The following is a 13,383-nucleotide window of genomic DNA, read 5'->3' as shown; positions in this document are numbered from 1 at the left end:
TCAACTTATCTTGAAAAAGATTGCGGCTGCTGAACCCAAGTCTTTTGTTCCCTAAAAAATCTCTTCAACTCTTGGGGATTGCTATGCAATCCGCAACAGACTATTTATGCAGCAGCCAAAAAACTTGAACAGGCTTTTGCGAGCTTTGTCTCGGCAAGGTCTTGATGTTAGTTACGACAATAAAGTCTACTCTATTTCTCTGAATAGTTCTCTGAAAGAACACGGGCAAGATGCCGATGCTCCAACAGCAGAAGTTTTGCTCCCAGAGGATTTTCCTGTGGAAGCAAAGGCGCTCAAACAGTTAGCAAGTTTGGCGAATGTTCGTCACCCTCAAGGCGGCTGCGTTTGCCGCGCTTGCGCTACTCCAGATTTCCATCCGGGGGATTCGGGGGTGGCGATCGGCTCGATCGTCCAAACAGTAGGAATGGTGATTCCGGCGGCCACAGGTTCCGATATTAACTGCGGGATGCGGTTACACGTTGCGGATTTGTCGATCGAACAATTCCTCAGTCAGCGCGATCGATTTGTAGAATTGCTCAAAGGCGATTATTTCTTCGGTACTCGCGATGTCAGCATGACTGCAAAAACTGCTGGCGCGATGTTCCAACACGGGATTCCCGGATGGCTGGATGCTTTGCGAGACAAGCCAACCGGCAGCGCAGCTAATTCGGATTTCCAGCAGTTGGCGTCAGAGTGCGATCGCACTTTCCTCGGCGGTTCCATGAATGGCGATGTGAAATGGGCTCCCGAAGAATTAGTCCCAAACGACGGCTTAGTCAGGGATGGCGGCTTAGGTACTATCGGCGGCGGCAATCACTTTGTGGAAATTCAAGTGGTTGAGGAAGTTGTCGATCGAGCTACGGCTTATACTTGGGGAGTTCGATCGGGACAAATCGCTTTCATGGTTCACTCGGGTTCGCGGAATGTCGGCAAATACATCGGCGGAATGTGGCGCGATCGAGCTTGCGACGCCTGGCCGAAAACTCTGAAACATCCTGAATCCCGGCTTTTTCCGCTGTCTGTCGCAGCAAATCCCGAACTTGTGAACAGCTACCTGCAAGCGGAAGCAACAGCCGCTAACTACGGTTTTATCAACCGTTTGCTGCTAGCAGAACTTCTGCGCTGGCGTTTGCGGCAAGTTTTCGGCGATGTCGAAGCTCCCTTAGTATACGATGTGCCTCACAATATCACTTTAGCTGAAGGTGCCGGCTGGGTAACGCGCAAGGGCGCTTGTCCCGCACATTTGGGCCAGCCTGTAATTGTACCGGGTTCGATGGGCGCGCCGTCTTATTTGCTGGTTGGGAAGGGGAACGATCGATTTTTGCGATCGGCATCTCACGGTGCAGGAAGGGCGCGATCGCGCTTCGATATGAGTCGCGAAGGTGTTGACAAAACTGACTCCGCTTTGGGATTAACCGGCGTAGATTGCATTACCTTGCGCGAAGAACGCAGAATCGAAGAAGCACCGGCAGCTTACAAGCCAATTCAACCAGTAATTGACGTTCAGGTTGAGGCGCAAATAGTTGGTGTAGTCGCTAAAATGAAGCCAGTGTTAACGTTTAAAGCCTAGGAACGGGGTTTTTGAGAATTAAAAATTAAACAAGGGTAAGGTGCGCGCCGAGCACCCTACTAATTTTTAATTCTCTGCCCTATTTCTGATGCCCCATGCCCTATGAATGATTTTCAAGCATCACCAAATCCATCAAAACCTGTCCATCCCCTAAAGCGGCTGCTGAAGTACGGCCGCCGCTACCGCCTGAAAGCTTGGCTGGCAAGTATCTGTTCGCTGCTGAATAAATTCTTCGATTTAGCGCCGCCAGCATTAATCGGTATTGCCGTTGATGTGGTGGTGAAACAGCAAGATTCTATCCTCGCTCAGTGGGGCATCAAAGATGTCTTTTGGCAACTGGCAATTATCACTCTTTTGAGCGCGATTGTTTGGACTTTGGAATCTGTTTTTGAATATGCCTATGATTATTTGTGGCGCAATTTGGCTCAGGATATCGAACACGATTTGCGCCTGGAAGCTTACAGCCATTTGCAGGAATTAGAATTAGCTTATTTTGAAGAACGCAGCACTGGCGGTTTGATTTCTATTCTCAACGATGATATCAATCAACTCGAACGTTTTTTGGACGACGGCGCTAATGAGGTAATTCAGGTAATTACCACTGTTGTTGTGATTGGCGCGGCTTTTTTTGCTGCTTCTCCTGGTGTTGCTGGGCTGTCAATGCTGCCGATACCTTTTATTATTTGGGGATCGATCGCCTTTCAAGATCGCCTCGCTCCTCTCTATGCTGATGTGCGGGAAAAGGTGAGTTTTCTGAACGGGCAACTGTCGAATAATTTGATGGGAATTACTACTATTAAAAGTTTTACTTCCGAAGACTATGAAATTCAGCGCATCGAAACACAAAGCCAAGCTTACCGCCAAAGCAACCGACGGGCGATCGCACTTTCGGCAGCTTTTATTCCGCTGATTCGGGTTGTGATTTTCTTGGGGTTTATTGCAACACTATTTCTGGGCGGTTTGGAGGTTGTGGCGGGCAGGTTGTCTGTGGGAACTTACAGCGTTTTGGTGTTTTTGACTCAGCGGTTGTTGTGGCCGCTGACTCGCCTGGGAGATACTCTGGATCAATACCAGCGCGCCATGGCTTCTACTAATCGGGTGATGAATTTGTTGGATACTCCGATCGCGATTCACACGGGTGATATTCGGCGGCCGGTTAGTTCGATTAAGGGTGAGTTGGAATTTAAAAATGTTACTTTTTCTTACAATCAAAGAAAGCCGATTTTGCAGTATTTTTCCCTGACTCTGCCTGCTGGAAAAACTACTGCGATTGTTGGCGCTACTGGTTCGGGAAAAAGTACGCTGGTGAAACTCATCTTGAGGCTGTACGAGGTACAGTACGGCAATATTTATCTCGACGGTATAGAATTAAATAACCTGAATTTAAAAGATTTGCGCAGAGCGATCGGATTGGTGAGTCAAGATGTGTTTTTGTTTCACGGTACGGTGGCCGAAAATATTGCTTACGGCAGTTTTGAGGCAAGCAATCGAGAGATAGTAAATGCTGCTAAAATTGCGGAGGCTCACGAGTTTATTTCGCAATTGCCCGACGGTTACAACACTATTGTAGGGGAACGCGGTCAAAAATTGTCGGGGGGGCAGCGGCAGCGAATAGCAATTGCACGGGCTGTTTTGAAGAATCCGCCGATTTTGATCCTTGACGAAGCTACTTCAGCGGTGGATAACGAGACGGAGGCGGCTATTCAGCGATCGCTCGAACGGATTACCAAGAATCGCACTACAATTGCGATCGCCCACCGTCTTTCTACTGTCCGCAATGCCGATTGCATTTGTGTCATGGAAGAGGGGCTAGTGGTAGAATCGGGGCAGCACGAACAACTGATCGAACAGGACGGAGTTTATGCGGCGCTCTGGCGCGTGCAATCTGGTATAAGATAGAAACGCAGCGGTTTTGGGTAATTGGGAATTGGTAATTAGTAATTGCTAATATCATGTCTGGTCGCATCATAACTATATCGGTGGGGCGGGTTTATGAGATAATTAGTTTGACACGTAGATTGTTGGTAAAAGCCGCCCTTACGATATCGAAAATTATCCGATCGCGAATCAACCAGACATGATATAATTGGTAATTTTAATTCTAACTAATGACAACTGCCAACTGACAAGTGACTGCTGACTGTAAAATATTAGTTTATACAAACAAGAAGAGAAAATGTTTCTATTTGATAGCCCTGAGTCCAAACCCAACGAAAATAGCTGGAGCCGCAAATTAGATAAATTCGTGAAAGCTAATCAACATGAATTGGCTGCTTTGGCTTGGGGGCTATTTCTGGAAAGGGGAGAGGAAAGCGAGGAGATTTTAGCAATTGATATTGCAGAAACTGCGCGTTTTGTGTATTGTAAGAAAGAGGCGGTTGAGGAGTTGAACCGTCAAGTGAGAAGTCATATTCAGGAAGTTGTAGGTGTGTTGAACGCTCACAAGCCTGAGAAGGAAGTGGCGATTTTGGCGATCGGTGAAGGTCAAATTAAGTTAATTCTTTTTGAACCTAAGCCTGAACCTCCTGTTTGTTTTGAGGAAGCCGCAACAGATGTTGATACATTGTTGGCTAAGCTCGAACAGCAGATGGTTGAATGTATGAAATGATAAGATTACTCGGATCTTGAAATCGCGTCTACACAAACGAAGTCCGAGCCGAGGGGGACTAAGAAATGAAAGGAGTATTTAAGCCTCATTTAGTATCAGTTGTCCGAGGGCTTGGATGACGCTGGAACGGACTTCTGGCGAGGTGTCTTTGAAGGCTTTAACTAATATGGGCGCGATGGCGACATCTCCTATTTTTCCCAGTGCTTCTGCTGCTTTCGCCCTGACAGCGGGGCGGGCATCCTCTAGGGCGGTGCACAAGGTTTCTAGCACCATCTGATAGTATGCGGGATTTTGAATCATGCTGTGAGCCTCCGGTTTGCATAGAGCTTACTGCTGTTTTATTTTACATCTTGCATCTCTGTCAGGAACAGGCTTTTGGGCCTGTTCCACAAAGAGTAAATTTTCTTCTGGGGTGGGCGTCTCGCCCGCCCTGAAAGCCTTATTAAAAATGTTGCAATATTTCAGCAAACTTTTGGGTTGGCTGGCTATTTCACGTCTTCGGATATGCCTTCGATGAAGCCAACGCCTGCTTTGCCCCAGACGCTTGATTCGGCGAAGTGTTCGCCAACTTTCAGCACTGCTTTTTTGCCACCGTTGTAAACCCGTTTGAAGCTGATTAGGTTTTGCCACTCGATGGGTTTTTGCTCTTTGATTTCCTTAAATTCTGCATCAATAATATTGCGTGCTTGTTCCTCGTCTTGCACATAGGTATACTTTTTTTCCAATGCCTGAATAATTTGCACTACTGCATTTAGTGCAGCTTCAGGGGAGGATTGCTGGGCGGCTTCGATTTTTTGAATAACCTTGGGATTGCTGTTTTCAGCGGCATAGTTAACGCCTATGGTGGCATTTTGTTGGTGGAAGATGGGTGGTTCGTTTGACATGAGTTTGAATTTCTCGACAGATTGTATGTATACGTTAGCAGAAGCATTCGCCGACTGCTTGCCACTTTCCGGGAGTAGAGCTAACTGACGTATCTCGTAGTTGTAGTATTTGCAGGCGGCTTGGATGACGAGGATGAGGCGGTGAACTTCTTTGACGGATTCGGAGGGAATTAAGGTGAGGAGGTGGGGGAGATGGGAGGCGACTTTCTCTTTGTGCTGCTTAGCGATATTGGCTAACATATTTGCCGCATTCATACGCACATCCGAGTCTGAATCTTCAACGAGTTTAAGCAATCTCGGAATCGCCTCCTCGGAACCGATTTCACCTAACTCATCTGCCACCTTCAAATGCACATTAGAGTTTGAATATTCAAGGAGTTTAAGTAATCCTGGATTCGCCGCAGAACCGATTTTATATAAGGCATCTTCCGCATTCATACGCACACCATAGTCTGAATCTTCAAGGAGTTTAAGCAATCCGGGAATCGCCTCCTCGGAACCGATTTCGCCTAAGGCATATGTCGCAATCCAACGTACATCAGAGTCTGAATCTTCAAGAAGTTTAAGCAATACCAAAATCGCCAGATTGGAATCGATTTTACCTAAGGCATATATCGCAATCCAGCGTACATAAGAGTCTGAATCTTCAAGGAGTTTAAGCAATCCGGGAATCGCCAGCTCGGAACCGATTTCGCCTAAGACATCTGCCGCGCTACTACGCACATCAGAGTTTGAATGTTCAAGAAGTTTAAGCAATCCCGGAATCAATGCCTCGGAATTGATTTCGTCTAAAGCCTTTACAACGCTACTACGCACATCAGAGTTTGAATGTTCAAGGAGTTTAAGCAATTCCGAAATCGCCACCTGAGAACCAATTTTACCTAAGGCTTTTACCGCCCTCCAACGCATATTACAGTCTGAATCTTCAACCAGTTTAAGTAATTCGGGAATCACGTCCTCACAACCAATTTCGCCTAAGGCTATTGCCGCGCTCTTACGCACACCATAATTGGAATCTTGCACAAGTTTAAGCAATCCCGTAATCACTGCCTCGGAATCGATTTTTTCTAAAGCATTTGCTACTATCTTACGCACTTGAAAATCTGCATCTTCAACCAGTTGAAGTAATCCGGGAATCACCTCCTCATAACCGATTTTGCCTAAGGCATCTGCCACCCTTCTGCGTACATCAGAGTTTGAATGTTCAACGAGTTCAATCAATCCCGGAATCGCAGCCTTGGACCTAATTTTGCCTAACACATCTGCTGCCCTCCAACGCACATCATAGTCTGAATGTTCAACGAGTTTAATTAATCCCGGAATCGCTGCCTCGGAACCAATTTTGCCTAACACATTTGCCGCGCTACTACGCACATCCGAGTCTGAATCTTCAACGAATTTGAGCAATCTCGGAATCGCTTCATCAGATCGCACTTCCCCCAAAAGCCCAACCTTTAACCACCCCGGCACATCCAACCCATCCACCAACCCAACCGTGCGCTTCTGAAAATCCCGCTGCACCTCCCCCGCCAGCCGCGCCCCCAACATCACATCCACCTCCAAAGCCAGCCGCACCACCCGCACCGCCTGCACCTCATCCGGCAACAACGACAGCATGAACCCCAGAGGCTCCGTCCATTTAAAATAATTCAAATAGAAATGCTGTAACCGTTGAGCATCCATCGCATCAGGATGCTTATCATCAAACAGTTTCAGCAACGCCCGCCCCGCATAATACTCCTGAAATAATTGGTGATGAAACTCAATGTCATCCAGCTCTGCAGCCTCCTGCAACAGATAATGTTTCAGCAAATCTTCTAGCCATTCCTTCGCCTTCTTTAGGGGTTCCTGTTCCTTCTTATCGCGCAACCAGCACTCCAAAATCCCCTCAGCCCGATCGCGAGAAATCGCCACCAAGCCATCCGTGGGGCGCTGCGAGTCGCCCTGCAACATCGCAAAAGCCAACTGCTGCAAAAGATCCGACTTGAACCGCCGAAAATCCTCCGAAACCAAGGGAACATCCTTAAACTTGTCATATCGGCGATCGAACTCCCGAAACAACTCGCCCTTACTCTGGGGAATTTTCCGGGTAGGTTCAAATATTTCACACAGCATCCACAACAACAACGGCGTTTCCGCCACCTCTCGCAGGCGATCACCCAATTGTCGCAGCAGCGAATCCCCATGTTGCGGCAAATGCTTGTGCACAAACTCCCGCATCTGCGGTTGCGTCAGCGCACACATCTCCAGCTTTTTCTCAATACCCAAAAACCCACCCAGCGCCAAATCCCGCGTCGTGAAAATCATCGGCGTATCGGAATTTTCCTCGCGAAATTGCTGCAATTCCTGCCGCCGTTGTTGCGATGGCATCTCATTCACCCCATCCAACAACAGCAGCAACTTGCGATCCAGCAGCAAATCATCCACCTGGTCGGGGCTAACCCTGAGCTTTCCCTGTCGAAATCCGGCACAGATTGCATCTACGATCGAGCGATCGCTCCTCAACTGCACCAACACCGGAATCTGTCGATCGCCCTCCTTGAGCGCTTCTAGTGCCAATTCCCACCGAAAACGCTGCAAAACCGTCGATTTTCCCGAACCTGGCTTGCCCACTAGCAGCACATTTCCCTGCTGCACGTACTTGCGGATTCCCGCCAGCACTTCCAGCCGATCGATTTTCGTTTCTGGTTTATTTTCTGCGGATCGAGGTTGCGATCGATCCTCCGGTGGCTTTTCCACCCGCACCTCCACCTGTAAATCCGTCAGGGTGTAGAGATGCTGTTGTTTTTTATAAGACTCAACCAGGGATTGCAGATATTTAGGAAAATCAACTGGTGTCGCCATTTGATTATAGATTTTAGAATATGGATTTATTATAGAATTTTTCTCGATCGGCGATCTATGCTGAAAATTTGGCAAAAAATCACATCATCTGATTACGCATCAAAACCGTGAAAGCCGCATCAGGAACAGGCAAGATGCCGGTTCCACAAAGAGTAAACCCGGACTTATTATCAATATCAAAGCAACCAAGAATCAAAATAACCAACAGGCGGCGCATCGTCATGCAAAATTTGAGATCGATCTAAATTAGGTATAGCTTCCGCCAATTCAGTACCTAATTTTACTTCCTGTGATCTGTCTGTTAATGGAAATGAAAATTGATAGCCATCTTGCAAATATTTTGCCCTAGCAACAATCTCGTCTTTCTCTAAAAGAGCGCTTTTAGTACCAATCAAAACGCTGTTAATGTCCTTCCACGGACACACGCATACCTGAGAAAAGACACTTTGAAAAGTCTTGATTTTTTCCGCATAAAACTCATCTCTTTGCAGCAGATTTACCAGCACAACTCCTTCCCTTGACAAGCGTTTTTCGCAGAGTTGATAAAATTCTTTGGTGGCCAGCCTGTGCGGAAAGTAGCCGTTGCCAAAAAATACGTCGGTCATGATGATCTCGTACTGGATATCGGGTTTTTGCTGTTCCAGATACTCTCTGCCGTCTTGAATTGTCACACTCAGGCGATCGTCCAACTGCACCCCAAAACACTGTGTAGCTGCTTGGATCGCGATCGGATCGACATCGGCACATTCTATAACAGTTTCGGGCAAATAGTGGTGCAACACTAAGGGAATTCTGCCGCCGCCAAAACCAGCTATGTAGATTCTTTGAGGTTGGTTTTGCCACACTAAACCCAACATCATCGCCTGAGTATATTCAGACACTAGATGTAAAGGATTGTTGAAATCGAATACAGATTGCAGTAAATCTGTATGCAAATTAACTTTTTCTACTAAAGATAGCTTAATGTGCGATCGATCTTTTGTGACTGCAACATAGTGAACACCAGAATCTTTGCAAAAAATAACTTTGTCTGGCTGTTGTTGCAGCCAAGCCAGCCGCTGTTGAAGGGCAGCTAAATTCATACGTTGCCAATTTTGGCGATCGTCAATCATGTCATACCAAATCCCACTTATTTCTTAGTCTGCGCAGGCGGACGAAAGTTTGTGTAAATGCGATTTTAATCGCGAATATATAAATTAAGCAGACAGTATCCGTTTGTATGCCACCAACTCCAAACCCGAAATCGAAAAATCCATTCTTTCCCAATCTTGCTTGTCACCTTCCAAATTTTCAAAGGCTGCTGAGGTGAGCAAAATCTCTCCCCGTTCCGCCAAATCCTCTCCCAGCTTCGATGCCAGATTAAATTCGGAACCGTACATATCCTCTCCTTCCAGCATCAAAACATCGCCGCAACCAATACCAATGCAGAGGTGAATGTCCATTTCCGGCGGCAGTGTCGTGTTAACAGCCGCCGTTTGTTTCACAGAGTCGATCGCAGCTTCCACCGCCGATTTTACGTCGGTAAATACTGCAAAAATATTGTCGGCTTCCTCCTTGACTACAGTACCGCCACATTCTGAAATTATTGGTTTGACAATTCCGTGCATCCGGTGAATCATTGCCAAAAAATGAATGATTCCGTAGCGGACTGTCGTGCGCGAAAATCCCGACATATCCATTACTAAAATTGCGTAATTTTTGCGGAAAGTTGCATTAATTTTTTCATCAATTTCATCCATTCTTTCGGGATGTTCGTTTCTTTCTTGCAGCAACTTTTCCAAGTTAGCCCGGTTATTTGTTTTCATTTAAGTTTATTTAATTTAATTCCCAATCGCGACACAGTTCTTGAGGGCGGCCAGCAGGATGAACCGCACAGTTTAGCCCGTCCCTACCGTAATAATAATCGCAGACTTTGCAAGGTTTAGTTTGCTCTAATTTTTTCCTCAAAATTGCCCGGATTGTCTGAACTCGGTTGCGATACTTGTTAGCATTCGAGTGACTCGGTTCTATTGCCAAAGCTTGCTCGAAAGCTGCTAAGCTGGAATCGTACAATTTAATAATTTGGGGGCTGTATTTTGTCCAAGCATCGGCGTGGCTTTGATAAAGTTCGACTGTATTTAAATTTAAAATTCCGTATTCCGTCCAAGCGTCAGCAGAAGCTCGATCGAACTTAATATTGGCATTGAGCAAAACTTTTTTTATCGTTGCCAAAAGTTCCCTCGGCTGCCAAGGTTTGCTAACATAAGCCTCGGCGCGATCGCCCTGGAACCTCGAAAATAAAGCTAACTGCTGTCCCTTCCCTGTTAAAAATACCACCGGTATGTTCCGAGTTTCGGGATTAGCTTTAATTAAACGGCAAACGCCGTAGCCGTCTAAACGGGGCATTATGACATCTAATAATACTAAATCGGGGCAATTTTTCTCCATTTTAGCCAGCGCTTCCACACCGTCAGATGCCTGAATTACATTCAATCCGCTGCATCTCAACTGATGTGAAATGCACTCGCGCTGGCTGCGGGAATCTTCCACAACTAAAACTGTACTCATCACTCCCCACCTGGTTTTTGAGGTAAACTTGTCCGCTGCTGCGAGTTGTCCTTGCTGAAATCAGTTTACCCGCATAGGATGAATTTGTTATCACTCGCAATCTAAATTTACTCAAATTGCAACAAATCTTAAACAGGGAAGCAAAGGTGATACTTATCAGAAAATGCTGGTTTTCAATAGGCGGATAATTGTTCAAGGTTTTGGTAGCAAATATGCGGCTTTTAAGCCTTAATTACGGCAAATCGTACTGATGTCGGACGAAAACTTTGTTGAATTGCAACAGATAATCGGCTACTGTATACGTTGAAGTTCTGAAGGACGACAAATGAATCGATTGCTCCTCACTTTATTGGTAAGTCCAACGCTGTTTGGATCTGTGATGTCTTTAAGCGCGATCGCAAATCCCGCTCAAATTACTGAAACACCAGGCCAATCGGCTGATTCGCCCAAGTGTGTGCGATCGCCCCACACTCAGCGCCTGACTTGCGTGCGCCTCCCCGCCAAAACCGCTGCTGCTAATTCTCAACCAAAAATCAGTTGGCAGCGCCCTGCTGACGAACAGGTGGCAATGCTGGACTTTTCCGAAGAAGAAAGCGATGCCGCCGTGGCGATGTTTGGCTGCGACTGTCCGGCTTGTATCAATTCCCTGCGCCTGTTGCGCGGTGTGCCGCTGTTACCGGTGTAAGGCCGATCGATCGGACAGCATTGGGAATCAGGCTCAAAAACCAGGTTTCCGATCGCTGCGTGCTTTTGAGTGCTGTTAGCTTTCTCACTTTTAGAGAAAGAAATTTTTTATCTCTCAAAATCGGGGCTCTACTTTTTAGCGAAAACTTGTTTAAGTTTAGCAGTTGCTTGCTCAATTTTTTCGATACTACCTGGGTTGACCAATCCGTAGTAGTCAAAAACGTAAACTCGATTATTTTTTGTGGCTGTTAGTTGATTCCAAAATGAATCCGATTTAAATTGGTCTAAAATTCCTTCTCCCCGATCGACTAAAATGATTACTTCGGGATTAGCCTCTAAAATCTTTTCCGCTGAAAGCGTCACGTAGCCTCGAACGGGGCTATCTCCTTGCAATTGGGCTGCGACATTTTTTACGTTAAACTTACCCAGTAAATCTCCAGCCCAACTGCTTTTATTGGGCGATAAAATCGGTTGTCGGCTTATCAAAACTAAAGTGGCGGGGCTTTGATTCGGGATGTCTGCTAAAAATGTTTGGTAGCGTTTTAACAGAGGTTCGGGATTGGCTTTGAGGGATTTAGCTAAGGTTGTTGTTAACTCTTCTAGGGCTGTCCAGCTATCAACTTGAGTGAGTAAAGTTTTAATTCCAAGCTGCTGCAATTTCTGCATTGTTTGGTCGTGAAATCCCGACGCACCTACCACCAAATCCGGTTTCAATGCGATAATTTTTTCCAAATTGGGAGGGGTGCGTTCGCCAGTGACTGCGGTAATTCCTGTAAATTTGGAGTTGCTGCTGACTAATTTGCTGCCGGGAATTCCTACAAGTTTGGTTTTGTCGAGTTGATGGATAATATCGGCGGTTAAAGGTGTTAAAGCTACAACTTTTTCTACTGATTCGCTGTTAGTTGTTTGTGGTTGATTTGCTGATGGCGAAACAGCAGGAGTTGATTGCTGAAGTTGTGGTGGAGTTGCGGCGGAGCAAGCGGCAAATGCTAAACTCAGCAGCAGGATAGCGGTACGAGAAAACAAAGTTTTGTACATAGTTTAGGCTGGAGTTACAGCGAGTTTAGGCGCGGTAGAGACAGAATGGACGGGAAGTTCGATCGCACTTTAGCGCTTAATGATTTAAATATCAATAATTTACGGTATATTTTGTATAAAAAACCGCCTTTGTTGCCTGAATGCGGATTTTTTAAGTATCTCTTAAGTTTTATTCCACCCTTGGGAATCAAGACTAGGCAATAGTTTAAAGCCTGTGACACTCAGATATAACAGCGGATTGCGGCAATCAGTTAATAGAAATAATTATGAATAAATTGAGAACTTAGTGCTAGGGCAAGGTTATACTTATCATAAAAACATTAAGTGTGAAGAGTGGGAGCGATCGCACAAATCTGCAAGCCTACAGAAGTTTCTAAAATGATAGCTTCTACGCCAAAAATCTGAGCTAAATTCTCAGGAGTTAAAACTTGTGCGGGAGTTCCTACACAAAAAAGTTTGCCTTTATTTAACATAGCAATCCGCGAACTGTACCTAGCAGCTAAATTAATTTCATGCAGCACCGTAATAATCGTTAATTTTTGTTGGATATTTAGTTGGTTAAGCAATTCTAACAATTGCAACTGATAGCAAATATCTAAATAAGTAGTAGGTTCATCTAACAGCAAAACTTGCGGATTTTGAGCCAAAGCTAAGGCGAGAAAAGCGCGCTGGCGTTCGCCTCCTGAGAGTTGTTCGACAGGGCGATCGCGAAATTCCTCAATCCCAGTTTGAGCGATCGCAACTTCCACCTTTTCCGCATCTTCCTTGCTCAATTCCCACTGCCACCAACTCTGATGAGGAGAACGTCCCAAACTCACTAATTGCCTTACCGTCAAACCTTCTGGCACTGTTTGCTGCTGCGGCAAAATCGCTAATTTTTGAGCGACAACAGCCGCAGGTTGAGTATGAATTGCTTTGCCATCAAGCAACACACTTCCTTGCTGCGGAGTTAGGATGCGGCTAACTAACTTCAAGAAAGTAGACTTACCAGAACCGTTGGCACCGATGAGACTCAACCACTCACCAGGTTGTAAAGATAAAGTGATGTTGTGGGCGATCGCAACTTCGCCGTAACCCCCAGTTAAGTTTTGAATTTCTAAAGACATTATATTTGGTTATTGGTTATTGGTTACTGGAGTTTAGACTAAGCACAAATTTACTCAGAAGGAGCTGAGTAGAAATTATGGTGAATTTAGAGAGAGATTCCC

At 45.8% G+C, this 13,383-nt stretch carries 11 protein-coding genes; 4 read left to right on the top strand and 7 right to left on the bottom strand.

The window, feature by feature from the left end; all coding sequences use genetic code 11:
* Positions 1-106: 106 nt before the first annotated feature.
* The 3 genes from QUA13_RS15805 (at position 107) to ccmS (ending at position 4,178) form a co-directional block, all read left to right on the top strand.
* A complete protein-coding gene (locus QUA13_RS15805; protein ID WP_333199925.1) occupies positions 107-1,570 on the top strand; it encodes an RtcB family protein in 1,464 nt (487 codons plus the stop codon).
* 102 nt (positions 1,571-1,672) lie between these two features.
* Entirely contained in the window at positions 1,673-3,469 is a 1,797-nt protein-coding gene (locus tag QUA13_RS15800) for an ABC transporter ATP-binding protein (protein ID WP_333199923.1), read from the top strand.
* A 277-nt stretch (positions 3,470-3,746) separates the two neighbouring features.
* Positions 3,747-4,178 carry a beta-carboxysome assembly chaperone CcmS gene (gene ccmS / locus QUA13_RS15795; RefSeq protein WP_172188674.1) on the top strand — a complete coding sequence of 144 codons (432 nt, stop codon included), beginning with the start codon at positions 3,747-3,749 and terminating at the stop codon, positions 4,176-4,178.
* Between the two features lie 78 nt (positions 4,179-4,256).
* Here ccmS and QUA13_RS15790 read toward each other — a convergent pair whose 3' ends face one another.
* The 5 genes from QUA13_RS15790 to QUA13_RS15770 all read right to left on the bottom strand — a co-directional run bounded on the left by QUA13_RS15790 (position 4,257) and on the right by QUA13_RS15770 (position 10,453).
* Positions 4,257-4,478 carry a HEAT repeat domain-containing protein gene (locus QUA13_RS15790; RefSeq protein WP_333199920.1) on the bottom strand — a complete coding sequence of 74 codons (222 nt, stop codon included), beginning with the start codon at positions 4,476-4,478 and terminating at the stop codon, positions 4,257-4,259.
* Between the two features lie 185 nt (positions 4,479-4,663).
* Positions 4,664-7,906, bottom strand: a complete 3,243-nt coding sequence (locus QUA13_RS15785; protein WP_333199918.1) for a HEAT repeat domain-containing protein — start codon at positions 7,904-7,906, stop codon at positions 4,664-4,666.
* A gap of 176 nt (positions 7,907-8,082) precedes the next feature.
* Positions 8,083-9,018, bottom strand: coding sequence for a fused MFS/spermidine synthase (locus QUA13_RS15780; protein WP_333199916.1), 936 nt, complete (start codon positions 9,016-9,018; stop codon positions 8,083-8,085).
* Between the two features lie 84 nt (positions 9,019-9,102).
* A complete protein-coding gene (locus tag QUA13_RS15775) occupies positions 9,103-9,711 on the bottom strand; it encodes an adenylate/guanylate cyclase domain-containing protein (protein WP_333199914.1) in 609 nt (202 codons plus the stop codon).
* A gap of 10 nt (positions 9,712-9,721) precedes the next feature.
* Positions 9,722-10,453, bottom strand: coding sequence for a response regulator (locus tag QUA13_RS15770; protein WP_333199912.1), 732 nt, complete (start codon positions 10,451-10,453; stop codon positions 9,722-9,724).
* 325 nt (positions 10,454-10,778) lie between these two features.
* Here QUA13_RS15770 and QUA13_RS15765 point away from each other — a divergent pair, with 325 nt between their 5' ends.
* On the top strand, positions 10,779-11,138 hold the full coding sequence (locus QUA13_RS15765; RefSeq protein WP_333199910.1) for a hypothetical protein: 360 nt from the start codon (positions 10,779-10,781) through the stop codon (positions 11,136-11,138).
* Between the two features lie 128 nt (positions 11,139-11,266).
* On the opposite strand, the gene QUA13_RS15760 is transcribed toward QUA13_RS15765, so the two are convergent.
* Complete coding sequence (locus tag QUA13_RS15760; protein WP_333199908.1) at positions 11,267-12,175, bottom strand: ABC transporter substrate-binding protein; 909 nt, start codon at positions 12,173-12,175, stop codon at positions 11,267-11,269.
* Positions 12,176-12,495: 320 nt separating this feature from the next.
* Positions 12,496-13,281 carry an ABC transporter ATP-binding protein gene (locus QUA13_RS15755; RefSeq protein WP_333199906.1) on the bottom strand — a complete coding sequence of 262 codons (786 nt, stop codon included), beginning with the start codon at positions 13,279-13,281 and terminating at the stop codon, positions 12,496-12,498.
* Between the last annotated feature and the right edge of the window lie 102 nt (positions 13,282-13,383).

The organism is Microcoleus sp. S28C3, from assembly GCF_036700785.1.
Lineage (GTDB): Bacteria > Cyanobacteriota > Cyanobacteriia > Cyanobacteriales > Microcoleaceae > Microcoleus > Microcoleus asticus.
The sequence above is the reverse complement of the archived record's forward strand: the minus strand, read 5'-3'. Positions and strand labels throughout refer to the sequence as shown.

Excerpts from the sequence above, each read along its gene's own strand:
- QUA13_RS15790 (WP_333199920.1), bottom strand. The coding sequence starts at position 4,478 with ATGATTCAAAATCCCGCATACTATCAGATGGTGCTAGAAACCTTGTGC.
- QUA13_RS15805 (WP_333199925.1), top strand. The coding sequence starts at position 107 with ATGCAGCAGCCAAAAAACTTGAACAGGCTTTTGCGAGCTTTGTCTCGG.
- QUA13_RS15760 (WP_333199908.1), bottom strand. The coding sequence starts at position 12,175 with ATGTACAAAACTTTGTTTTCTCGTACCGCTATCCTGCTGCTGAGTTTA.
- QUA13_RS15785 (WP_333199918.1), bottom strand. The coding sequence starts at position 7,906 with ATGGCGACACCAGTTGATTTTCCTAAATATCTGCAATCCCTGGTTGAG.
- QUA13_RS15765 (WP_333199910.1), top strand. The coding sequence starts at position 10,779 with ATGAATCGATTGCTCCTCACTTTATTGGTAAGTCCAACGCTGTTTGGA.
- QUA13_RS15775 (WP_333199914.1), bottom strand. The coding sequence starts at position 9,711 with ATGAAAACAAATAACCGGGCTAACTTGGAAAAGTTGCTGCAAGAAAGA.
- QUA13_RS15780 (WP_333199916.1), bottom strand. The coding sequence starts at position 9,018 with ATGATTGACGATCGCCAAAATTGGCAACGTATGAATTTAGCTGCCCTT.
- ccmS (WP_172188674.1), top strand. The coding sequence starts at position 3,747 with ATGTTTCTATTTGATAGCCCTGAGTCCAAACCCAACGAAAATAGCTGG.
- QUA13_RS15800 (WP_333199923.1), top strand. The coding sequence starts at position 1,673 with ATGAATGATTTTCAAGCATCACCAAATCCATCAAAACCTGTCCATCCC.
- QUA13_RS15755 (WP_333199906.1), bottom strand. The coding sequence starts at position 13,281 with ATGTCTTTAGAAATTCAAAACTTAACTGGGGGTTACGGCGAAGTTGCG.
- QUA13_RS15770 (WP_333199912.1), bottom strand. The coding sequence starts at position 10,453 with ATGAGTACAGTTTTAGTTGTGGAAGATTCCCGCAGCCAGCGCGAGTGC.